The organism is Rhodococcus sp. 14C212 (genome assembly GCF_011058195.1).
Taxonomy (GTDB): domain Bacteria; phylum Actinomycetota; class Actinomycetes; order Mycobacteriales; family Mycobacteriaceae; genus Rhodococcus; species Rhodococcus aetherivorans.
On record NZ_JAALEH010000008.1, the window covers coordinates 74563 to 95843 of the forward strand.

At 63.0% G+C, this 21281-nt stretch carries 16 protein-coding genes and 1 pseudogene; 12 read left to right on the forward strand and 5 right to left on the reverse strand.

What is annotated here, in order from left to right:
* Positions 1 to 302: 302 nt before the first annotated feature.
* From G6038_RS06365 to G6038_RS06400, 8 genes are all read left to right on the forward strand, one after another.
* On the forward strand, positions 303 to 1490 hold the full coding sequence (locus tag G6038_RS06365; RefSeq protein ID WP_165036678.1) for a CoA transferase: 1188 nt from the start codon (positions 303 to 305) through the stop codon (positions 1488 to 1490).
* A gap of 293 nt (positions 1491 to 1783) precedes the next feature.
* Complete coding sequence (locus G6038_RS06370) at positions 1784 to 2959, forward strand: aromatic ring-hydroxylating dioxygenase subunit alpha (RefSeq protein WP_165036680.1); 1176 nt, start codon at positions 1784 to 1786, stop codon at positions 2957 to 2959.
* Positions 2960 to 3017: 58 nt separating this feature from the next.
* Complete coding sequence (locus G6038_RS06375) at positions 3018 to 4829, forward strand: AMP-dependent synthetase/ligase (protein ID WP_346772753.1); 1812 nt, start codon at positions 3018 to 3020, stop codon at positions 4827 to 4829.
* A gap of 205 nt (positions 4830 to 5034) precedes the next feature.
* Positions 5035 to 6072, forward strand: coding sequence for an LLM class F420-dependent oxidoreductase (locus tag G6038_RS06380; protein WP_165036684.1), 1038 nt, complete (start codon positions 5035 to 5037; stop codon positions 6070 to 6072).
* A 219-nt stretch (positions 6073 to 6291) separates the two neighbouring features.
* On the forward strand, positions 6292 to 6723 hold the full coding sequence (locus G6038_RS06385) for an OB-fold domain-containing protein (protein ID WP_165036686.1): 432 nt from the start codon (positions 6292 to 6294) through the stop codon (positions 6721 to 6723).
* Positions 6720 to 7904: a transporter gene (locus G6038_RS06390; RefSeq protein WP_165036688.1), complete on the forward strand. Its 1185-nt coding sequence runs from the start codon at positions 6720 to 6722 to the stop codon at positions 7902 to 7904. Before G6038_RS06385 ends, G6038_RS06390 begins: the two co-directional genes overlap by 4 nt.
* A 370-nt stretch (positions 7905 to 8274) precedes the next feature.
* Positions 8275 to 9069: an SDR family NAD(P)-dependent oxidoreductase gene (locus tag G6038_RS06395; RefSeq protein WP_240918317.1), complete on the forward strand. Its 795-nt coding sequence runs from the start codon at positions 8275 to 8277 to the stop codon at positions 9067 to 9069.
* Between the two features lie 362 nt (positions 9070 to 9431).
* On the forward strand, positions 9432 to 10949 hold the full coding sequence (locus G6038_RS06400) for an AMP-binding protein (RefSeq protein WP_165036690.1): 1518 nt from the start codon (positions 9432 to 9434) through the stop codon (positions 10947 to 10949).
* A 72-nt stretch (positions 10950 to 11021) separates the two neighbouring features.
* Here G6038_RS06400 and G6038_RS06405 read toward each other — a convergent pair whose 3' ends face one another.
* The 5 genes from G6038_RS06405 to G6038_RS06425 all read right to left on the reverse strand — a co-directional run bounded on the left by G6038_RS06405 (position 11022) and on the right by G6038_RS06425 (position 16717).
* Complete coding sequence (locus G6038_RS06405) at positions 11022 to 12173, reverse strand: acyl-CoA dehydrogenase (RefSeq protein WP_165036692.1); 1152 nt, start codon at positions 12171 to 12173, stop codon at positions 11022 to 11024.
* 24 nt (positions 12174 to 12197) lie between these two features.
* On the reverse strand, positions 12198 to 13400 hold the full coding sequence (locus G6038_RS06410; RefSeq protein WP_165036694.1) for an acyl-CoA dehydrogenase family protein: 1203 nt from the start codon (positions 13398 to 13400) through the stop codon (positions 12198 to 12200).
* A gap of 6 nt (positions 13401 to 13406) precedes the next feature.
* Positions 13407 to 14150 carry an enoyl-CoA hydratase/isomerase family protein gene (locus G6038_RS06415; protein ID WP_165036696.1) on the reverse strand — a complete coding sequence of 248 codons (744 nt, stop codon included), beginning with the start codon at positions 14148 to 14150 and terminating at the stop codon, positions 13407 to 13409.
* A gap of 280 nt (positions 14151 to 14430) precedes the next feature.
* Positions 14431 to 15588 (reverse strand): acyl-CoA dehydrogenase family protein, encoded by a 1158-nt coding sequence (locus tag G6038_RS06420; protein WP_165036698.1) that lies wholly within the window; start codon positions 15586 to 15588, stop codon positions 14431 to 14433.
* A gap of 319 nt (positions 15589 to 15907) precedes the next feature.
* Complete coding sequence (locus tag G6038_RS06425) at positions 15908 to 16717, reverse strand: enoyl-CoA hydratase-related protein (protein WP_165036700.1); 810 nt, start codon at positions 16715 to 16717, stop codon at positions 15908 to 15910.
* A gap of 372 nt (positions 16718 to 17089) precedes the next feature.
* On the opposite strand from G6038_RS06425, the pseudogene G6038_RS31165 reads away from it, so the two are divergent.
* The 4 genes and pseudogenes from G6038_RS31165 to G6038_RS06440 all read left to right on the forward strand — a co-directional run.
* A pseudogene (locus G6038_RS31165) lies at positions 17090 to 17281 on the forward strand (transposase); the annotation flags it as partial.
* A gap of 544 nt (positions 17282 to 17825) precedes the next feature.
* Positions 17826 to 19307: an acetyl-CoA acetyltransferase gene (locus tag G6038_RS06430; protein ID WP_165036702.1), complete on the forward strand. Its 1482-nt coding sequence runs from the start codon at positions 17826 to 17828 to the stop codon at positions 19305 to 19307.
* Between the two features lie 84 nt (positions 19308 to 19391).
* Entirely contained in the window at positions 19392 to 19709 is a 318-nt protein-coding gene (locus tag G6038_RS06435) for a hypothetical protein (protein WP_346772755.1), read from the forward strand.
* A gap of 108 nt (positions 19710 to 19817) precedes the next feature.
* Entirely contained in the window at positions 19818 to 21278 is a 1461-nt protein-coding gene (locus tag G6038_RS06440) for an aldehyde dehydrogenase (RefSeq protein WP_165036706.1), read from the forward strand.
* Positions 21279 to 21281: the final 3 nt, after the last annotated feature.

The following is a 21281-nucleotide window of genomic DNA, read 5'->3' on the forward strand; positions in this document are numbered from 1 at the left end:
ACGCGGGCACCGACAAACACCAGGTCTGGGGCGCCTGCCCTTCAGGGGTGACAACTTGACAGACGTTGCAGGGATGGTATGGTCCAACTCACACTCAACTAAGTTGAATTATCGCCTCGACGCCCGCAACAGGCGCCTGTCGGCGCCGGTGACGACAGCAGGTCCACGAGAAGGGGACGCACATGTCGAACTCCGAGTCGCCGGTACTCGTGGTCACCGACCGTGCGCGCGCAACGAGCCCATCACATGGGGGGTAAACCCCGAAATGCAAACAGAGACTTGATATTCAAGGAAGGTGCGGAATGAGTGGATACTCGTTGCTCGAAGGCATGCGGATCCTCGAGGTTGCGCAATTGGCGCCATCATCGGTCGGCGGACACCTTGCCGATCTGGGGGCGGAGGTCGTCAAGATCGAATCCGGGCCGTTGGGTGACCCGGCGCGCGTCGGCGGCAGCCGAGCGATCGGAGACGAGGACGGTCCCTCCTTCATGCATCTGCGGTGGAATCGGGGAAAGAAGAGCGTCGACCTCGATCTGCGCTCCGACGAGGGCAAGCAAACGTTCCTCGCCCTTGCGCGGACGTGCGACGCAGTGGTCGAGGGTATGCGGAGCGGATACCTGGACTGGCTCGGCGTGGGATACGACCGACTGAGGGAAGCGAATCCGGCGATCGTGTTCTGCACGGTCTCGGGTATGGGATCCGACGGGCCCTACAGCCACCTCGGCACCGGTGGGCCGGTGTTCGACGCGTATGCGGGACTGCGCGAGGTCAGCACGCCGGAGGAGCCGCCGACCGAAGGAATGGCGGGATCGACAAGTCCGTCCATCGCCATGTACGCCCTCGGTGCGTACGGGGCGATGGGGATCCTCGCCGCGGTCCACCGCGCCCGACGGACCGGTCAGGGCTGCAAACTCGAAGTCGCGGGTATCGACATTGCTGCGGCATGGATGCCCGACCTCGTGGACGCCGAACTGAACAAGGACCGCTCCATCCCGCGGCCCACGTGGTTGCCGGACGGACGACTGCCCGACTGGCCGCGGCTCGAGGCGTACCGGACCAAAGACGGTGAGGCGATGCTGTTCGGCGCTCACGTGAACAAGTTCTGGCGTCATTTCTGTGAGGCCGTAGGTCGCCCGGATCTGCTGGAGATCGACCTGGAAAGCACCGACTCGGAGGCACCGGCCCGTGCCGCTCGGGTCTATCGAGAACTGCGGGACATCTTCGTGCAGCGGACCCGCGATGAATGGGTTGCCCTCTTTATCGAGCACAAGATAGCAGGGGGCCCGGTGAACACGATAGGGGACATGATCTCCGATCCACACTTCAGAGCTCGCGATAACACCTACCGCGTCGGCTACGAGGGTGTCGGGGAACTCGAGTTCGTCAAGAGTCCGATACGCGTCGAGGGGGAGAAATTTGCTCCGCCACTGCCTCCGGAGGTCGGCGCGGACACCCAGCACGTACTTCAAGACCTGCTGTCGGACGGCTGAATCGAAACCGACCCGGGTGTCGATCGCAGTGGTTGTAGTCCGACTACACACATTCGAGGCCAGAATGACTGTGTTCAATATCTACAGAATGGTAGATTTAATGTGTTGACGGTCGCCGTTCTGACGCACCGTGAAATGAGATTCCCTCACCGAATAGTGACGCCTTTGCACAGGTTTCCTAGTTCGAGTGCGACCCCTTGAGCGCCGCACTTCTCCTGAATGGAGCTGCGAGAGGCTACGCGAGCGGTCGCGCTTCTGCACTTTCAACACACACTACGGAGATGGAGTAAGACATGACTATCAATGACGAAGTACTGGATGAGCTGATCGAGCATATCCGCAATGACACGACCGATCTCGCGGACAGTGAGTTGAGGGTCCCGATTTCGCACTACACCAGTGACTCACGGGCAGCTCGAGAACGCGCAGTGCTCCGGACCAAGCCGCTCGTCGTGGCCCACCATTCCGATCTTCCAGAGCCGGGAAGCTTCATTACCCGAGAAGTTCTAGGAACCCCACTCATCATCGTGCGGCACAGCGACGGAACCGTCGGTGCCAACGTCAACATCTGTAAGCACCGCGGTGGCACGGTCGAGACGCAGGAATCGGGCAAGAAGAGGGCGTTCAACTGCCGCTATCACGGATGGACCTACGACCGTGACGGGTCGCTCAAGCACATTCCCTACGGTGAATTCTTCGAGCCGATCGATCGCAAATGCCACAGCTTGGACCGGGTTGTTGCCGAGGAGAGACACGGCCTCATCTGGGTGACCCTCGACGGTGACCCGACAGAATCTGTCGAGCAGTACCTAGGGTCGGAGGTCGAATCCCGGTTCGATCTGTTCAATTGGGATAATTCCGTGATCGTTGTGGATGAGCAATTCACCCTCGACATCAACTGGAAGCTCATTGTCGATGGTGCGGTGGATGCACTGCATCCGAAGTTTCTTCATCCGTTGACCGTAGGAAAGATGGCGTCGACGAATACGAGCGTGTGGCGCGACTACGGACTTCATGGAGAATTCTTCGCTCCGCGCATGCGCCTCGAGAAGGCTGTCAAGTCCGGTGAAGAGCTTGTGCCGGACTTCAACCGCAACGCAGGTGCCGGCCTGTTCCTTTTCCCGAACACGCTTGCTTTTCGCACACCTGATCATATCGAACTCTGGACCGTTTGGCCTGCAACCGATTCCGCGTCCTCATCCACTACGCACATCCGCTTTCTGGCCGATCCCGATACCCTCGACGATCGAGTTCGTAGTCGGATCAATCGCAGCTGGGACATCTTGCGGGCAGCTGCCCAGGACGACGACTGGCCGATGGAGGCCTCCATCCAGCGCAACGCCGCCGCTGTACCAACCGGCGAATTCCTTTACGGAAGAAACGAGAAATCGTGTCAGCATATCCACCTTCGGTTGGACCAGGAAATTGATTCGGTTATGGCGACGAACGACGGCGTGACGCCCGAGTGAATAGGTTTCGATGATATTCCTGTCAACGAATTAAGAGAGTGTCGATACCATGTCTGTTGTGTCTGACCGCGAAAAGGAAAGCAGTGCTGTCAGGGAGCCTCTCGAGGCCCTGACGCTGGCCGCCGCATTCCAGCGCACCGTCGCGAAGTATCCCTCGAAGATTGCCCTCCGTACCATCGGAGGGGAGGTCGAGCTCACGTGGAGTCACCTCGATCAGGAGGTGCGGTCGGTGGCTGCCGGCCTGGCCGCTCTCGGCGTCAGCAAGGGTGATCGTGTCGCGATGATGCTTCGCAATACGATCGAAAATCATGTAGTCGATTGTGCGGTATGTGTTCTCGGTGCTGCACCTTTCGGAATATTCAACAGCTCGTCGGTTGAACAGATCGCTTATCAGGTTGCCCATGCCGAAGCAAAAGTAGTCGTCACCGAACTCCGCTTTCTGGACAAGGTTCGGCAGGCCGCGAAATCCGATGGCTCCCTGGTCGAGCGCATCGTGGTCGTCGACGGAGGCCGCGACGACCTCACCCTCCACGACGTGAAGATGTCCGGGGACCCCGCGTTCGACGTTGATGCGGTCTGGAGAAGCATTGATCCCGAGGATGTCGCGTGCGTCATCTTCACTTCTGGGACCACCGGACCGCCGAAGGCGGCGCAGTGGTCGCACCGGATGATCATGTCAGGACTTCGTGCCACTCACCAGGCCATTCCGATTCCCGAGAAGGCAATCATCTCGTACCTTCCTCTGGCGTCCGCGGCCGGCCGTATCAATGGCCTGCATTACGCGGTGGTCAATGGCGCAACGATGACCGTCTGTCCGGAGAATGCCGATCTTCCGAAGGCGCTGATCGATGCGCATCCCGACATGTTCACTTCGACCCCGCGCTGGTTTGAAAAGTTGCAGGTCGCCATCGAGCAGCTGATCGCCGCCGAACCCCCTGATATCCAAGAACGCATGAACAACGCCCTGCGATCGGGTATTGCGCTCTCGAAGTCCGGAGAAGCCGGCGTGAAGGATGCGGAAGTCGTCGGATCGCAATCGAATACAGATCCTGCTGCCAACGCCGATCTCTTCAAGCCGATCCTTCACCGCCTTGGACTCGACGAGTTGAAGGTTGTCATCATCGGCGGCGCATCGGTAGCTCCCGAGCTACTACATTTCTTTCGGGCGGTCGGCATACCGTTGCTCGAAGCCTATGGCGCGACAGAAGTCTCGATCTGCGTCTACAACCGTGTTCACGATTTCAAGACAGGGACTGCGGGCAAGCCGCTACCCGGTGTCGAACTCGAACTCGCGGACGACGGTGAGATTCTGATTCGCGGCGACCTCAATATGTCCGGGTATCTCAAGGACCCCGACAGGACGCGCGAAGTTCTGGATGACGACGGCTGGATCCGTACCGGTGACATCGGGGTCTTGGATGCGGACGGGTTTCTCAAGATTGTCGACCGCAAAAAAGACATCATCATCAACTCGCACGGCAAGAATATGTCACCGGCGGTCATCGAGTCCGCGATCGTCGGCGAAAGTTCGCTGATCGCACAGTTGGTGGTGATCGGTGAAGGGCGGCGGTATGTGACCGCAATTATGACTCTGGACCGGCAGTCGCTTGCGCGGTTCGTGTCGCAGAATCCCGAGTTGGCTTCACTGGAGACCGAAGACGTCCTCGAGTCCGATCTGCTCCGGCAGGAGATTCAGCGCGCTGTCGACCGAGGAAACGCCAGGCTGAACAGCAATGAACAAATCAAGAAGTTCATCTTGCTGCCGGAGGTATGGGAGTTCGACAGCGACGAGGTCACGCCGACCGGCAAATTGAGGCGTCGAGCGATTACGACCAAGTATGCCGAGGCCATCGAATCGCTGTACGAATAGGTGTGGCTCTCGTGTTCGAGAGTCAGCACGAGTCGGCTTCGAATGTTCTCGAGGCCGGTGTGCCGATCTGAAGCGTCTTCGGATTGAAGTCTCTTCCGGATCGGCAGTGCATCGATCGCGGGTGGGGTTGCTGCAGTGACCGGTTCGGTACCGGAGTGGGGTGCGGAAGCCGACGTGTGAGTTAGCGAAAGGCGAGAACAGAAGCATGAAGATCGGAATTGCTGCCGGATACTGGGGGGCAGGGCCTCCGGCGGGGGCCGAACGCCTGGTCGCCGAGGTCGAGTCGTGCGGAGTCGACAGTTTCTGGACTGCCGAGGCGTACGGATCCGACGCGTTGACCCCGCTTGCCTGGTGGGGTTCGCAGACTTCCACCGTCAAGCTCGGGACGTCCGTCTGCCAGATGGCGGCACGTACTCCGACGGCACTCGCGATGGCCGCGCAGACGATCGATCACCTCAGTGGCGGTCGTATGATCGTCGGGATCGGCGCTTCGGGGCCCCAGGTGGTCGAGGGTTGGTACGGACAGCCGTATCCGCGTCCCCTCGAGCGCACGCGGGAGTACGTCGACATCATGCGGGCCGTGTGGGCGCGGGACAAACCGGTCACTTTCAAGGGGCGGCACTATCAGCTTCCCTTCGAGGGTGGTACGGGACTCGGGAAACCGTTGAAGTCGATCGTGCATCCGCTGCGTCGAGACATCCCGATCTACATGGGCGCGGAGGGGCCGAGGAACGTGGCTCTGGCGGCGGAAATCGCGGATGGTTGGATCCCGCTCTGGTTCTCGCCGAAAACCGATGATTTCTACCGTGCTGCTCTTACAGAAGGTTTCTCGCGAGATCACGCTCGACACGATGCGTCGACGTTCGAGGCGGCGGGCATGTGTCCGCTGGCCGAAGACGACGACGTGGAGAAGGCGGCGGCGAGGATCAAACCTTTGGTTGCTCTCTATGCCGGCGGGATGGGAGCCAAGGATGCGAACTTCCATACCGATGTATTTGTTCGGATGGGCTGGGCGGACGTATGCGAGGAAGTTCAGAAACTCTATCTGAGTGGCCGACCCGAGCTCGCAGCGCAGGCGGTGCCGACCGAGATGGTGGAAGACGTGGCATTGGTTGGACCTGCCGACAAGATCGCCGAGGATATCGAGCGTCGTTGGAAGAAAACCTGTTTGACGACCCTTATTCTCACGAGCATGCCTCGGGAGGATACGCGTGCCCGCATCTTCGAGGCGATACGGGCATGAGCCTCGTTCCACGAATCCGTGCTCGTCGTCGCCGAGCGAGTAGAAGATCCAGGACATGAGAATTCGACAGTGGAACGGCGTAGAGCGGCCAGAAAGTCACTTCGCTCGAAGAGGGGATACCGTGACCAACAATAGGTTTCGTCCGGTACAGGAAACGCAGAAACGTAAACGGAAGGTTGTGACCGTGGAGAAATTTCTGATCGAGAGAGGGCAGTCGGCATGACGGGCGAGCCGTGGGGCCCGGCGGTAGACGGACTCGATCTGCCCTACTGGGAAGGACTGACCGAGGGGGAACTACGGTTACAGCGCTGTGGTCGCTGTGCGACGTGGATCTGGGGTCCGCAATGGATCTGCGGCTCCTGCCATACCTTCGATCCCGGATGGGAAACCGTCGAACCGGTTGGCACGGTCTACAGCTGGGCCCGCAGTTGGTACCCGTTCATGACCGAATTCGCCGACCGTCTCCCGTATGTCACCGTGCTCGTCGAGCTTCCGCGTGCCGGGAACCGGCGAGTCCTGGGCATACTCACCGGGGACGATACTGATCAGATTCGCATCGGCGATCCAGTCGTCGGGCATGTCGAGCACGACGACGGTGCCACCTGGCCGCTGCTGCGGTGGAGCCGATCGACGGAAGGAAAATTGGCATGAGCACAATCGCGATGCGCGGCGCAGCTGCGGTTGTCGGCGTCTCGGAACTCCATTATCGACGCGGTGAGGCACCCCACGGCGAGATGCGGATGACACTCGAGGCCATTGTTTCGGCCTGCGCCGATGCCGGCATTTCGCCGCGAGAACTCGACGGGTTCGTCTCCTACGCGGGCGGGGCATACGACGGCGCGCAGATCGGCGGCGCCCTCATGGTCGACGAGGTGCGGTGGTCGAACATGATGTGGGGCGGCGGTGGAGGTCCGGTCGCGGCTGCTGTCAACAATGCCGCTGTGGCCATCGCCACGGGACAAGCCGAATGCGTGGTCGTCTACCGGGCAATGGCCCAGTCCGACACCGGGCGCCTCGGCTACGCCAAGTACTTCTTCGGTTCCCACTTTTTGGCACACGGGGTCGGATCTCCGGCTCAAGTCTGTGCCCTGCGCACACAACGACTGCTCGAGCACGACGGCGTCCCCCGGGAGGCTCTGCGCGCTCTCGTCCTTGCGGCCTATCGGCACGCCCAGAACAACCCGACCGCACAGGGGTACGGTAAGCCGCTCGATGAGCAGACCTACGAGTCATCACGGTTTATCACCGAGCCGTTCCATCTCTACGATTGCTCCCGGGAGAGCGACGGGGCCGTCGCTTTGGTTCTCGTCTCGGCCGAGCGAGCGAAGACCATTCGCCCCGATGCCGCATACGTGCTGGCCGGGGCTCAGGGTGCGCCCGGCGGATACACGTCGATAATCGAGAATGACGAGCAGTACTCGAGCGCTGGGTACGCCGGTTCCGCCGGGCGTCCCGGGGTCGCCGACCGTCTGTGGGCGGCTGCCGGACTCGGCCCGGACGATGTCGACGTCGTTCAGGTGTACGAGAATTTCAGCGGCCCCGCCGTGGCGGCGCTCATCGATCACGGCCTGGCTCCGTCGGGGCCTGCAGCCGGCGCGGTTCTGACTGTCGACAACCTGACTGCCGGGACAGGGAAGCTGCCGGTGAACACCAGCGGTGGCAACATCGCGGATTCCTTCGTCAACGGCATGGGACTTGCAGTCGAGGCGGTGCGGCAGATACGCGGAACATCGAGCAACCCCGTTGCGAACGCCAAGACTTCGTTGTTCATCGGTGGCCCGGTGGCACCGGTCGTCAGTTCGATGCTATTTGCCCACGAAGATGTGCTCTGACCGCATGTCGAACGACACGATGGTGTTCGCCGCGCGTTCTTCGACGGAGTTCGGGGCGAAGGCTCGACCTCACTCCACCGACGCGATGATGGCCGCCGAGCTCATTCGCACACCGGTTCTTCGAGGCTCTCGACACTGATCCGATGCTGCATCGATTCCGAAATCAAGGTGTGTTCGCCGGGATCGGCCGGGAACGTAGCAGCAGCCAGAAGATATGCGTCAGGCGTGGAACGCGCAGCAAAATCCTGCCGTCAGTCGATTGCCCCATGCAACCCGGGTACCGCAGACAGCCTGACGGTCGGGGTGTACGGCTACCGGAGACGCCTGATTGCCGGCTGTTGCCGGTCAAAGCCGGCGACCGAAACTAGAGATGGAAGAGGAACAAGACATGTCCGAATATGGGCTCCCGAATTTTTCGATGGATTTGTCCGGCAATGTTGCCTTGGTGACCGGTGCGACATCGGGTCTCGGCAGGCGCTTCGCACGCGTCATCGCGAACGCGGGGGCTGCCGTTGCGATCGCCGGGCGGCGTGAGGAACGACTGAAGGAACTCCAAGAAGAGATCGAGGCCGCGGGCGGCACATGCGTCTCGGTTGTTGTCGATGTCACGGATACCCAGAATCTGGTGGCGGCGATCGAACAGGCGGAGTCTGCGTTGGGCACTGTGACGATGCTTGTGAACAGTGCAGGAATCCCGGATGCTCAACGCGCACACCGTATGTCTCTCGATCTGATCAACTCGGTCATCGACGTCAACGTCCGAGCCACGTTCGTGCTTTCGACGGAGGTCGCCAAACGTCTGATTGCTGCCGAGAAGCCGGGCCGGATCGTGAACATCTCGTCGATCGGCGCCTTCCAATACGCCGGTACCGGCGCTGCCTTGTACTCCACGACCAAGGCCGCTGTCAACCGGATGACCGAAACGCTTGCGGTCGAATGGGTGAAGCACAACATCAATGTCAATGCGATCGCTCCCGGGGCGTTCGACACCGAAATGATGGCCGGCATGATTGCGCGTGTCGGCGACGTCGCGTCCTCGCTTCCGCGGAAGCGGCTCGGGCACGTGGCGCAGTTGGACAGCACCCTGCTCTACCTGCTCTCTCCCTCGTCCGACTTCGTCACGGGAACGATCATCAAGGTTGACGACGGCCAGCACCCCCGTTGACGGGCTCGAGCATCAGCGATCTGCAGATCTGATCCAAAGATTCCGACTGAAGGACACTCGGATGTCCGCTCTGTACGACCCGTTCACCTCCAACACGGTCGGCCGATGAAGAATCGGTTCATGCTCGTCCCTCACCAGCACTCGGAGCGATCCTGACAGCGCAAGGGAGCCTTGCGTCGGTACAACTGTTCCACGCTCGGTTCAACGGCCGGCGTGATCGATACGGTGGCTCGAAGGAGCGCCTACGCGTGCAGCCGTCGGGGCGAGCGTGCGCCGGCACGGCTTCCGATGCAGGCTAATGGCGCTAGGTAATTGCTCGCTCTGCAGCGTATCGTCACCGAAAGAACAGACCGAGGAGAAACATGTCGGAATCTTTGGAATCTGCGCTGTCCTGGTGGGCGAAAGTCAAGAGCGATACACCAGCCATAGTGTACGAGGATTCGAGCCTGTCATTCGGCGAGCTCGACTCCTGGACCAGTAGGGTCGCCAGAGCAGTAGCGGACCGCGGGATCGAACCCGGGGATCGAATCGGGGTGTTCGGCCCGAACTCGCTCGAGTGGGCGGCAGCGGCTCTCGCGGTACTCAAGGCAGGCGGAATCCTCGTTCCGATGAATGCGCGGTTGACCTCGGCCGAGATCGGCAAGATCGCCGAAGATGCCGGATTCTCGCTTGTGGTCGCTGATTCGGGTGTGGAACAGGTCGCGGCAGAAGCGAGCAACCTCGGAGCGTCCTTTGGTGTGATGACGTTCGCCGAGGTCGAGGCGGTGAAGGAAGGCGAAGCGGACCACTATCGGGTAGAGCGGGATCCGGAAGACCCTCTGTCGATCATCTTTACGAGCGGATCTACGGGCCGGCCGAAGGGCGTCGTGCTCACCACTCGCATGCTGATGAGCATCGCCTTCCAGAATACGCTCACGGAAGAGGGTCTGAGGCCGGGCTCGGTCGGAATCATGGCGCTCCCGTTGGCATTCACTCCCGGGCTGGTCTATGGGTTGTTCATGAACATAGTGCTGGGTTCGACGCTCCTTCTCGAACGCAGTCTTGATGCCTCGCGGATCATACCGCTGATCGAGAAACACAAGGTAACAGTACTTTTCGGTGTGCCGATCCTGTTCGAAACCATGTCACGGTCGCCGCTTTTCGAGGAGGCGGACCTAACCTCGATCCGTACTGCGTGGACCGGGGGAGCGGCCGTAGCGCCGGCGATGCTGAAGAAGTGGTCGGACAAGGGCGTGTTGGTCCGGCAGATCTACGGCGCTACCGAAGGTGGAGGGGTGTCTACGTCCACCTTGGTTTCGGAGGCCCTCAACTTCCCGGACAGGTGTGGAAACGGCTCGATCTTCACGGAAGTTCGCGTGTTCGGCGCCGACGGCACCGAAGCGGCGCCAGGGCAGGTCGGTGAGTTGGCCATCCGAGGCCCGATTGTTACCCCGGGTTACTGGAACAACGAAGCCGCCACGTCGGACGCTTTCCGCGACGGATGGTTCTTCACCGGCGATCTCGGCGTAGCCGATGACGCAGGTCGGGTGAAGTTCGTGGAACGGGCGAAGGATCTGATCATTTCTGGCGGTATCAATATCTCACCCGCTGAGATCGAAGTCGTAATCAGCGAAATCGAGGGGGTCGAGGAGGTCGCGGTGATCGCTGCCCCCGACGAGAAGTTCGGAGAGACTCCGGCGGCGATCGTCAAGGTCAAGAGGGAAGTAAGCGAAGCCACGATCGTAAAGCATTGCGAACAAGTTCTTTCCGGTTACAAGGTCCCTCGATATGTCGTGATTCGGTCGTCACCGCTACCCCGGTTGGTGAGCGGCAAATTGTCCAAAGCCGATATCCGGGACGAGTACAAGGACGTTGCCGACCGTTACGATAAAGTCCGGTAACCGAGGATCTGCCGGCGACCGGCCCCCTTCCTGCAGTGGTCGGTGCAAGCGCCTCACTTCCGGTCATCCCGATCAGCCAACAGGGATGGCGGGCCGTGGCTCTGGCCGCCCGCCACCGACCGTCCTGAGGTGGTGATCGGTGGTACCGAACATTGCATCGATCACGAGGATGCGCTTGTGGAGGTGGCCGATCGGCAGCTCGTCGGTCATGCCGACTCCGCCGTGCGTCTGGATCGCGGACTCGCCGATCATGCGGCCCAGGCGGCCGACCTGTGCCTTCAGCACGGCAAGGTCGTGCGGCTCGGCCTGTCCGGCCTCGGCCAGCGCGGTTGTGTAGAGCAGCGTCGACCGTGCCTTGACGTAGGCGATCTTCATGTCGGCGAGCCGGTGGGCCACCGCCTGGAAGGTGCCAATGGGGACGCCGAACTGCTCGCGGGTGGCGGCGTACTCGGCGGTCCGGTGCAGCAGCTCGCCCATTGCGCCCACCGCCTCGGCTGCGAGCGCCACGATCGCCCGGTCGAGGACCTTCAGAATCACATCGTGGGCGTCGGCCGCGAGGAGCGCATCCGGTCCCAATTCGGCGTCGTCGAATCGCAGATGGGCTGCCCGGCGCCCGTCCACGGTGACGAACGGGGTGGCCGCGATCCCGGCGGCGGGTGGGTCGACGACGAACAGTGCGAGGCCGTCGGGGTCGCCCCGCTGTCCGTGCAGGCGGGCCGAGAGGACCAGTATGTCCGCGTCGGCGCCGTGCAGCACCACTTTCTTCTCGCCCGCGAGCACGTAGCCGTTGGCCGTCCGCTTCGCGCGGGTGGCCACCAGCGCCGGGTCGGGCATGCCCGAGCCCTCCTCGTGGGCGAAGGCCCCGATCGCTTCGCCGGCGACGATCCGCCTGAGCCGGTGGGCGGCGTCGGCGTGCTCTGGGACCGCGGCCAGTGCGGCCCCGGCCAGCACGATCGAGGCGACGTACGGTTCCACCAGCATGTGGGCGCCCAACAGCTCGGCGGTCGCGACGACGTCGACGATCGAGCCGCCGAGGCCGCCGGTCTCCTCGGGGAAGGGCAGGGCGTAGAGCCCGAGCCGGCCCAGTCCCTGCCACACCTCGCGCGACCAGCCGACCTTCGAGCGCACGACGGTCTGCCGGTCCTCGAAGGTGTAGTGACGCTGCAGGTATTGCGACACGCTGTCGCGCAGCAGGGCCTGTTCCTCGGTGAAGCTGAAGTCCATCCCGGTCTCCGTTCGGTGCCGCGGTCAGCGGCGCAGGGTGCGCGCGATGAGGTCGCGCTGCACCTCGTTGGTGCCGGCGTAGATCGTGGTCGCGCGGCTGTTCAGGTAGTAGGGCATTGCGACGAGGGCGAGATCGTCCCCGAGCGGGTCGACCGGCGCGCCGACGTGCAGGGCTTCGCGCTGGTCGGGCAGCGCGTCCAGCCCGGCCACGCGAATCATCAGCACCGAGATGCGCTGGGTGAGTTCGGAGCTGATCACCTTGTTCAGCGACGGGAAGGCCGGGTCCCGCGCGATCTCGTGCCCGCTGAGGGCGAGCTTTTCGACGTGCTCGTAGGACGCGACCTCGACCTCCAGCTCGCCCAGATCGCGGCGGAACACCGGATCGTCGGCGAGCGTGCCACCGAACCCGGATGGGGTGCGGGCGGCGACCTCCCGGGCCGCACCGAGCCGATGGCGCAACATCGGGCTCTGTGCCGAGCCGCCGCGTTCGTGCGTGAGCAGCTGCTTGGCGACCGACCAGCCGTCGTTCTCCGCGCCGACCCGTCCGGACTGCGGCACCCGGACGTCGGTGAAGAACACCTCGCACTGCTCCGGCACGCCGTCGAGCCCGATGATCGGACGCACCTCCATGCCGGGGTAGTCCATCCGGTCGAGCAGCAGGAACGTGATGCCCTGCTGCTTGCGCCCCTCACGGCTGGTCCGGACGAGCATGAACATCCGGTTGGCCAGGTGCGCGTGGCTCGTCCAGATCTTGCTGCCGTTGAGGAGGTAGTCGTCCCCGTCGGGGACGGCCGAGCAGCTCAGCGAGGCGAGATCGGAGCCTGATCCGGGCTCCGAGTAGCCCTGGGTCCAGTAGTCCTCACCGGACAGGATCCCGGGCAGGTAGCGGGCCTGCTGCTCGGGCGTGCCCAATTCCATCAGCAGCGGTCCGACCATCTGTAGGCCGTTGGGCAACAACGGTGGCAGTCCGCGCTTTTGGTATTCGTCGGCGAAGACGTACCGCTGCTCCACCGACCAGCCCGGCCCGCCGTGCTCGACCGGCCAAGCAGGTGCGGCCCAGCCGCGGGCGTGCAGAATCCGCTGCCAGGCCATCACCTGCTCGAACGGAGCGAAGATACTGGTCGTTTTGCGGCCGGCCTCGCGGATCTCCGGGGTCGGCGCGGTGTCCAGGAATTCCGCCACCTCCTCGCGGAACTTCTCGAGGTCGGCGTCCGGTGCGATGTCCATGCGTAATCAGGTCCTTCTGCTCGTGAAGGCGGCAATGCGCTCCTGCATGTCCGGCCCTGTGCCTTCGCCCTCCATGACCTCCCACTGCAGCCCGGCGTCGAGCAGGCGGCCGTCGGTCGTGTCGAGCAGGCGCTTGTTGGCCGCGTGCGAGAAGGGGGAGTTGGCGGCGACGCGGGCCGCCAGCGCCTCGATCTCGGCGTCGAAGGACGCGAGCGGGACGACGTACTCGGCCAGCCCGATCCGAACAGCCTCCGCGGCGTCGATCATGTCCGCTGTGAACATCAGCCGTTTGGCGGTGGCCACGCCGACGCGACGCGGGAGGCGCTGGCTCATGCCCCAGACCGGGGTGAGAGCGAACTTCGCGTGCGTGTCGCCGAAGCGGGCGTCCGCCGCCGCGACGAGGAAGTCGGCGGCCAGCGCGACCTCGAGCGCACCCGTGTAGCAATGGCCGTGCACCGCGGCGATCACCGGCTGCGGCAGCTTCTCCAGCATCCGCAGCGTCTCGCTGTGCCATCCGGGGGAGGGCACAGCCTCGCCGGCGGCGATGTCCGACAGGTCGTGTCCAGCGGAGAAACACCTTTCGGCACCGCGCAGGACGACGCAGCGGACGGTGTCGTCCTCCCGCAAAGCCAGGATGTGCTCGCGGAGCTCGGCGAACAATGCCACCGTGAGGGCGTTGAGCTTGTCGGGGCGGTTGAGTGTGAGCACGGTCCACCCGTCGTGGTCGGTGCGGACTACGAGTTCGCTCACCTGTCTCCCTTTCGCGGTGTGCCGGTATTGATAGAAGCAATTAGGTTTGAGAAGGCGTCGTGCACTCGTCGGCACCAGCACCCCTCAGTGGTGGGATCCGGGTCAGGTCGGCCATCCACGTGCGGCCGGTTCGGTGGCGTTGTCGCGAAATCTCGCTCCAGCAGGTCCGGACCACGGTGTGTCGCGGATTCTGCTCGGTCGAGCACCCTGGCATCCTTTGCTCAGGTAAGCCTGCGCCGGGCACGGACCGGCGCGCCATGTCGAAACGAGCAAAAGTGGATCAGAGACCGAGTGATTTGGCGATGATCGTCTTCATCACTTCGTTGGTGCCACCGTAAATGCGGGAGACGCGGGTATCTGCGTACAGACGCGCGATCGGGTACTCGAGTATGTATCCGTATCCGCCGTGCAGTTGTAGGCATTTGTCGATGACCCGGCCGGCTGCCTCGGTGCAGAACAACTTCGCCTTGGCCGCGTCGGCGGCGGTGAGCTTACCCGCGTCGTGGAGCTCGAGGGCGCGGTCGGTCATGAGCTGCATGGCTTGGACTTCGGTGGCGCACTCGGCGAGCACGAACTTGGTGTTCTGGAACGAGGCGACGGGCTTGCCGAACACGGCGCGTTCGTTCACGTAGGTGAGTGCGAAGCGTAGTGCGGCGGTGGCGGTTGCGGTGCCTCCGATTGCGATGCCGAGTCTTTCCTGCGGAAGATTCCGGGCCAGATAGGTGAACGCCTTGCCTTCCTCACCGAGAAGGTTCTCGACGGGTACTTGCACGTCGACGAAAGACAGTTCGGCGGTGTCCGAGGCGCGCATGCCGATCTTGTCGAGTTTGCGCCCGATGGAAAAGCCGTCGGAGGTGATGTCGACGCACAGGATGGACAGTCCGTGGCGACGGTCGTCCACGGTGGGTGCGGATGTGCGGGCCACGACGAGAATGAGGTCCGCCAAAGCGCCGCCGCTGATGAACGTCTTCTGACCATTGAGGATGTAGTGGGTACCGTCCGGATTCAGCTTGGCGTTGGTGGTCATGCCCGCGAGGTCGGAGCCGGTGCCGGGTTCTGTCATCGCGATCGCCGTCATGATGTCACCGGATGCGAATCCGGTCATCCAGCGCTTCTTCTGCTCGGGGTTTGCGTAGGTGAGCAGGTACGGGAGAACCAGATCGGTGTGAATCGACGCGTTTCCGAAGGTTACTCCCGCACGAGCGGTCTCTTCCGCAATGATCGCGGAGAATTTGTAACTGGTCTCCCCGGCGCCGCCGAACTCTTCTGGAACCTGAATGCCGAGAACCCCGAGATCGCCGAGCTTGCGGTAGAAGTCGCGGGGCGGATGACCTTGTTGTTCCCACTCATGGTGGACCGGTACAACTTCTCTTGCGATGAAGTCGCGGATGGTTTTCCGGAACGTTTCGTGGTCCTCGTTGTAGATCGTGCGCTGCACAGGACGTCCTTCGGGTATGACGGATACGGGTGGGTAGCTGCAGGCGTGACTCGGGGTCGCGTCTGCTCGAAGAGGAGCGGCACTGGTAGAGGCACCGATCCGCCGTCCGGCTTGATGATCGACGGCGCGCAGATGCGTATTGTGCAGTTCAGTGACCGGTTCGTGCAGTGAGTATTTCGCTGCACGGAGAAGGGTCGATATACACGGGTACTACACACGCGAAGTCGGTCGGACTCCGGGCGACGGACGATGTGGCGTTACGGCTGCGTGACCGGATGCTGCACTCCAGCGTGCAGCGATCTCGGTTTCTTGCGGTGTTTTACTGATTCTTGAACGTTGCCGGTCGTTTTTCGAGAAACGCCTCGACCGCCTCTCGGTGGTCCAAGGTTTGAGCAGTGAGGATTTGCGTGCGGTTCTCGAGGTCGATGGCGGCCCTCATCGACGGTGCTTCAAGATTCGACCACAGGACCTCTTTGGTCATCCAGACCCCGAATGGGCTGTTCCGGGAAATGGCTTCTGCGGTATCGAGTGCCGCGTCGAGCAGGCGATCCAGTGGCTCGACCGACGAGGCCAGTCCGATTTGCTCTGCTTCCTCCGTGCCGATCGTGCGGCCGGTGAGCATAATTTGCGCGGCGCGAGAGAATCCGATCATCCGAGGCAGAAGCCAGCTCACGCCGATATCGCAATTGGAGAAACCCCGACGGATGAATGCGGGATGCAGGGAAGCGTCGGCGGCAAGTATCCGGACATCGGACATCAGCGCGAGAGCAAGTCCGCCACCGGCAGCGGCACCGTTGACAGCGGCGATGATGGGCGCACGCACGCTGCGGAAGGCGTCGACCAAGCTCGCAATGTGTTGTTGAACCAGCATCCCGGTTTGTATCCGCCCGAGTTCGTCGGTCGTTCCCGGTGGGTCGCCGTAGCCGTGCAAGTCGACTCCTGCGCAGAAGGCACGGCCGGCACCCGTCAACACGACCGCGCGAACTGTGGAGTCGTGTCGTACTTCGGCAAGCACGCCGTGCAGTGCCTCGATCAGCTCCGAGTTCATGGCGTTGAGTCGCTCGGGTCTGTTCAAGCGGATTATGAGAACGCCGGGACGGGGTCGTTCGGTCAGTACCAGGTCGGGCATGACGCTCCATGTTCCTTCGAGGGCCGCACACACTGGGCATGCGATAAGAGAATTGCGACCGCAATTGAGGCCAGACTAAATGGAATAGCTTGAATCTGCAAGGTATAGGATTGGTATCCTTGGCCTTTCGCGCATCGTCGGGATCTGGCGCGCATCGATCACACGAGCGAGGTTGCCGCAGTGCAGCTGTGGCCGGGTCCCGCGTCGACGTAGGTGGCGGAAGCCCAGGGCATGTCGGTGCAGTGATTCGAGTCGACAATTGATCGAGTGCGTCCATGTGGATGAAGTGGATTGTGATGCATGAACGTGATCCTTGGTCGATGAAAGGTCTCTCCATTTAGCGCCGAATACGTTGGGGGAGAACGCGAACCGCTGATTTTGCGCTTTGACTGCCGGACTCGGGGTGGTGATAGTACGCCGGTGGACGACTAGGCGGTGTTCACGCGCTCGTGTCGACCGGGGGTTTGCGCCTGGCGGCACCTGCCGCCATTCTTCGGAGTCACCGGTTCGACCGTCCACCACCGCTTCACGGCCTGGGTTCGCGCCGGGGTGTTCGATAACCTCCGTCCGAGGCGGCTCAGGATTCGGATTCGTGTACCTCGGTTGATCTTGTGGGGCACGTGGCGCTCGCGCCGTGCTGATGAGCGCACCGCGGTGGATCCCATCGACACCGCCCCGTCCAGGTTCGCCCCGTCGTCGGTCACCGCCGTCATCATCCGATCCGGGACGCGAGACTCATTGCCATGAGTGGAGCCGCGATGTTAACGTGGTCTTTATTCATCAGTGTTGAGTAGCGCAAAGGAAGGCAACCTCATGGAACGTTGCAGTTGACAGTCCACGTCTCTGTCGGATTCCGTGATTGCGACATTCACCAGCGGGAACCGCTGCAGTATCTCGCGATCGACGATCGCTAGGAAAGATCTTGCCGCGGATGCGCCGGGTCGTGTGCGCCGACCGTCCTCTGGCGCGTCCGTGATCAGTTCGATGGTCGTGCCGACAAGATCATCGAACAGACGGAACCGAGTAGAACCATAAGTGTCTGACGTCTCTCATTCTCGGCGGGGACCCGTCCGGAGAATCGTGAGTGAATCCTGGAAGCGGTGCAGTGATGACCCTCGATCCGAGAACCCCCATCCTGGTCGGCGGTGGACAGGTCGAAGAACGCCACGACGGTGTCGAGCCCGTCGACCTTCTGGTGCGCGCCGCTCGCGCTGCGGCGGAGCAGGCGGGTTCGGAGCGACTGCTCGAGCTGGTCGACTCCGTGTGGGTGGTGGGTCTGCTCTCGTGGCGCTACCGCGACCCGGGCGCCCTGGTGGGTGAGCGGATCGGCGCAACCGTCCGTCGTACCGGCTATTCGGGCAACGGTGGCAGCACACCGCAGGTCCTGGTGAACTCCGCTGCGGAGGACATCGCGGCCGGCCGGACCGACGTCGTGCTCATCGGTGGCGCCGAATCGTGGCGCACCCGTACGAAATTGCGTAAGCAGAAGCTGCGTCCCGAGTGGACGATGCAGGACGAGTCGGTTCCGGCTACGAAGATCCTGGTCACGGACGTGCCGATGGAGGCCGAGAGCGAGCGGCGTATCGGCCTGGACCGACCCTCGTACGTGTATCCGCTGTTCGAGCAGGCCCTGCGTGTGTCGGCGGGTCGTTCGCTCGACGAACATCAACGGTTCATCGGTGATCTATGGGCACGGTTCAGTGAGGTCGCGGCGACCAATCCGCATGCGTGGGTGCAACGCTCGTACACCTCCGACGAGATCGCTGTCCCGTCCACCGACAACCGGATGATCTCCACGCCCTACACCAAGCTGCTCAATTCGAACAACATGGTCGATCAAGGTGCAGCAGTGCTGATGTGCTCGGTGGAGGTCGCAACCAGGCTCGGAATCCCGAAGGAGAACTGGGTTTTCCCGCAGTCGGGGACCGAAGCACATGACACCTACGCGATCGCCGAGCGGGCCGCGCTCGACCGCTCACCAGCGATCCGTATTGCCGGCACGCGGGCACTCGAACTCGCCGGTATCGGTCTCGACGACGTCACACACGTCGACGTGTACTCGTGCTTCCCTTCGGCGGTCCAGGTCGCAGCGAACGAACTCGGTCTGCCACTGGACGATCCTGCGCGTCCGCTCACGATCACCGGCGGACTGACCTTCGGCGGCGGACCGTGGAACAACTACGTCAGCCACTCGATCGCGACCATGCTGACTCGCCTGCGCGAAGCACCCGGTTCATACGGGCTGGTGACCGCCAACAGCGGCTACCTCACGAAGCACGCGATGGGGGTATACCGGACCGAGCCGCCCGTCGGCGGTTTCCGGCGCGTGGACGTACAGACCGAGGTCGATGCGGAACCGACGACTCCGACGCTGGTCTCGTACGAAGGAACGGCGATGGTGGAGGCGTGGACCGTGGTGTACGGACGCGGCGCCGCCCCGGAGCGCGCCTTCCTCGCGGCGCGGACGCCGATGGGCGAGCGCATTCTTGCGACCTGCACGGACGCCGAGAACCTGGCCCGACTTGCGACGAGCGATGTGGTCGGTGAAAAGGTGACGGTCGCCCCTGGCGGAGACTTCCGTCTGGCGTAGCAATGCTGAAGCGAATTTGATCATTCGAGTCGAATGCATCTGTCGGATGCGCCCCGCGGCGTGTCCTTGATCCAAGGAGTTCCTGTGTCTGTCGAAGGTTTCCGTTCCCTGTACGAACAGCATGTAGGTTACGTCGTCAGCGGAAATATGAAGGCGGCAATCGCCGACATGGTACCCGGCAACCTCCCGCAGGTCTTCCACGGTGTCGACACCCCGCGCTCGGCAGTCGAATCGTTCCGCATCGTGGACGTCCGCACCGAAGGCGATCTCATGATCGGCGAGACCGTGTACGAGATGAGTGACCGCACGATCGGACTCCGGTCGATCTGGGAACTCCACGGCGGACGCTGGCTCGCCGCCCGGCTCGAGAATTTCGACGTTGAAACAGAGGCGCAGGCATGACGGCGCCGAAACCTCCCTGTACATGGGAGGACCGTTGGCACCGCTGGTGAGTTCGGTGTTGTTCGGTAACGAAGACACCCCTCCGACACGGTATCCGAAAGGTACGAGATGACTACTGCACACGGTGAGATCGCAGATCGAAACGAACTGTTCATCGGGGGCCGGTGGGTGCCGCCGAAGTCCGGTGAGTCCACCGACGTGATCGAGGCTGCCACCGAGAAGGTGCTGTCCCGAACTGCACTCGCGTCGAAGGCCGACGTCAATGCGGCGGTCGCTGCGGCTCGCGCCGCCCTGGCCGGTCCGTGGGGTGCGATGAGCGGTGCCGAACGCGCCGCTCTGCTGGACCGGTTCGCGGCGGCGTTGAAGAGTCGCGGCCGCGATACGGCCCGGTTGGTTAGTCGTGAGAACGGTATGCCGATCTCGTTGTCCAACGGGGCCAACGGGATCGGTCCCGCGGCGATGTTCTCGTACTATGCGGGTCTCGTCCGGGACGATTGCGGTGAGGAGGTGCGCCCCGGCGTGTTCGGCGGACGCACCGTGGTGCGACGTGAACCGGTCGGTGTGGTCGCGGCCATCACGCCGTGGAACTACCCCCACCCGCTCGCCGCAATGAAACTGGCGCCGGCGCTGGCCGCGGGGTGCACCGTGATACTCAAGCCGGCACCCGAAACCGCTTTGGACGCGTTCGTCTTCGCCGATGCCGCCGTCGAGGCCGGGTTCCCGGACGGTGTCGTCAACGTTCTGCCCGCGGGACGCGAGACGAGCGCATACCTGGTAGAGCATCCCGGCGTCGACAAGGTGGCATTCACCGGTTCCACGGCTGCGGGCCGGGCGATCGGTGAGGTCTGTGGGCGGTTGTTGCGTCCGGTGACCCTCGAACTCGGTGGCAAGTCTGCGGCGATCGTGACCGAGCTGGCCGATCTCGACCTGTTCACGAAGCACCTGCTCGAGGTCTCGCTGGTCAACAACGGTCAGACCTGTCATGCGAGCACACGGATCCTTGCACCCCGGTCGCGCTACGACGAGGTCGTCGAGGCCGTGACCGAGACGGTGCGGACGTTGAGGGTGGGCGATCCGTTGGACAAGGCCACGCACATCGGTCCTTTGGTGTCCGCCGCGCAACGCGAGCGGGTGCTCGGGTACATCGAGGCCGGCCGCGCGGACGGCTACCGCGTCACCACCGGTGGGGGACGGCCGTCCTCACAGGCGGTGGGCTGGTTCGTCGAGCCGACGGTGTTCGCGGATGTGGACAACTCCGCGCGTATCGCGCAGGAGGAGATCTTCGGGCCGGTTCTGACGATCACCCCCTACGGTGACGAGGACGAGGCGGTCGCGATTGCCAACGATTCGGATTACGGCCTCGGTGGCACGGTATGGACCACCGACGAGCAGCACGGGCTCGAGCTGGCCGCCCGCATCCACACCGGAACCGTGGGAGTGAACCACTACGCGCTGGATCTCGCGGCGCCGTTCGGCGGTGTCAAGTCCTCGGGACTCGGTCGCGAACTCGGCCCGGAGGGCCTGCACCCCTACTTCACCGCCAAGTCGGTCTACCTCGGCACCCGCTGACCG

Bases quoted from the DNA above. Each gene is read 5' to 3' on its own strand.
- G6038_RS06365 (WP_165036678.1), top strand. From the start codon at position 303: ATGAGTGGATACTCGTTGCTCGAAGGCATGCGGATCCTCGAGGTTGCG.
- G6038_RS06370 (WP_165036680.1), top strand. From the start codon at position 1,784: ATGACTATCAATGACGAAGTACTGGATGAGCTGATCGAGCATATCCGC.
- G6038_RS06380 (WP_165036684.1), top strand. From the start codon at position 5,035: ATGAAGATCGGAATTGCTGCCGGATACTGGGGGGCAGGGCCTCCGGCG.
- G6038_RS06385 (WP_165036686.1), top strand. From the start codon at position 6,292: ATGACGGGCGAGCCGTGGGGCCCGGCGGTAGACGGACTCGATCTGCCC.
- G6038_RS06390 (WP_165036688.1), top strand. From the start codon at position 6,720: ATGAGCACAATCGCGATGCGCGGCGCAGCTGCGGTTGTCGGCGTCTCG.
- G6038_RS06395 (WP_240918317.1), top strand. From the start codon at position 8,275: ATGGAAGAGGAACAAGACATGTCCGAATATGGGCTCCCGAATTTTTCG.
- G6038_RS06400 (WP_165036690.1), top strand. From the start codon at position 9,432: ATGTCGGAATCTTTGGAATCTGCGCTGTCCTGGTGGGCGAAAGTCAAG.
- G6038_RS06405 (WP_165036692.1), bottom strand. From the start codon at position 12,173: ATGGACTTCAGCTTCACCGAGGAACAGGCCCTGCTGCGCGACAGCGTG.
- G6038_RS06410 (WP_165036694.1), bottom strand. From the start codon at position 13,400: ATGGACATCGCACCGGACGCCGACCTCGAGAAGTTCCGCGAGGAGGTG.
- G6038_RS06425 (WP_165036700.1), bottom strand. From the start codon at position 16,717: ATGCCCGACCTGGTACTGACCGAACGACCCCGTCCCGGCGTTCTCATA.
- G6038_RS06430 (WP_165036702.1), top strand. From the start codon at position 17,826: ATGACCCTCGATCCGAGAACCCCCATCCTGGTCGGCGGTGGACAGGTC.
- G6038_RS06440 (WP_165036706.1), top strand. From the start codon at position 19,818: ATGACTACTGCACACGGTGAGATCGCAGATCGAAACGAACTGTTCATC.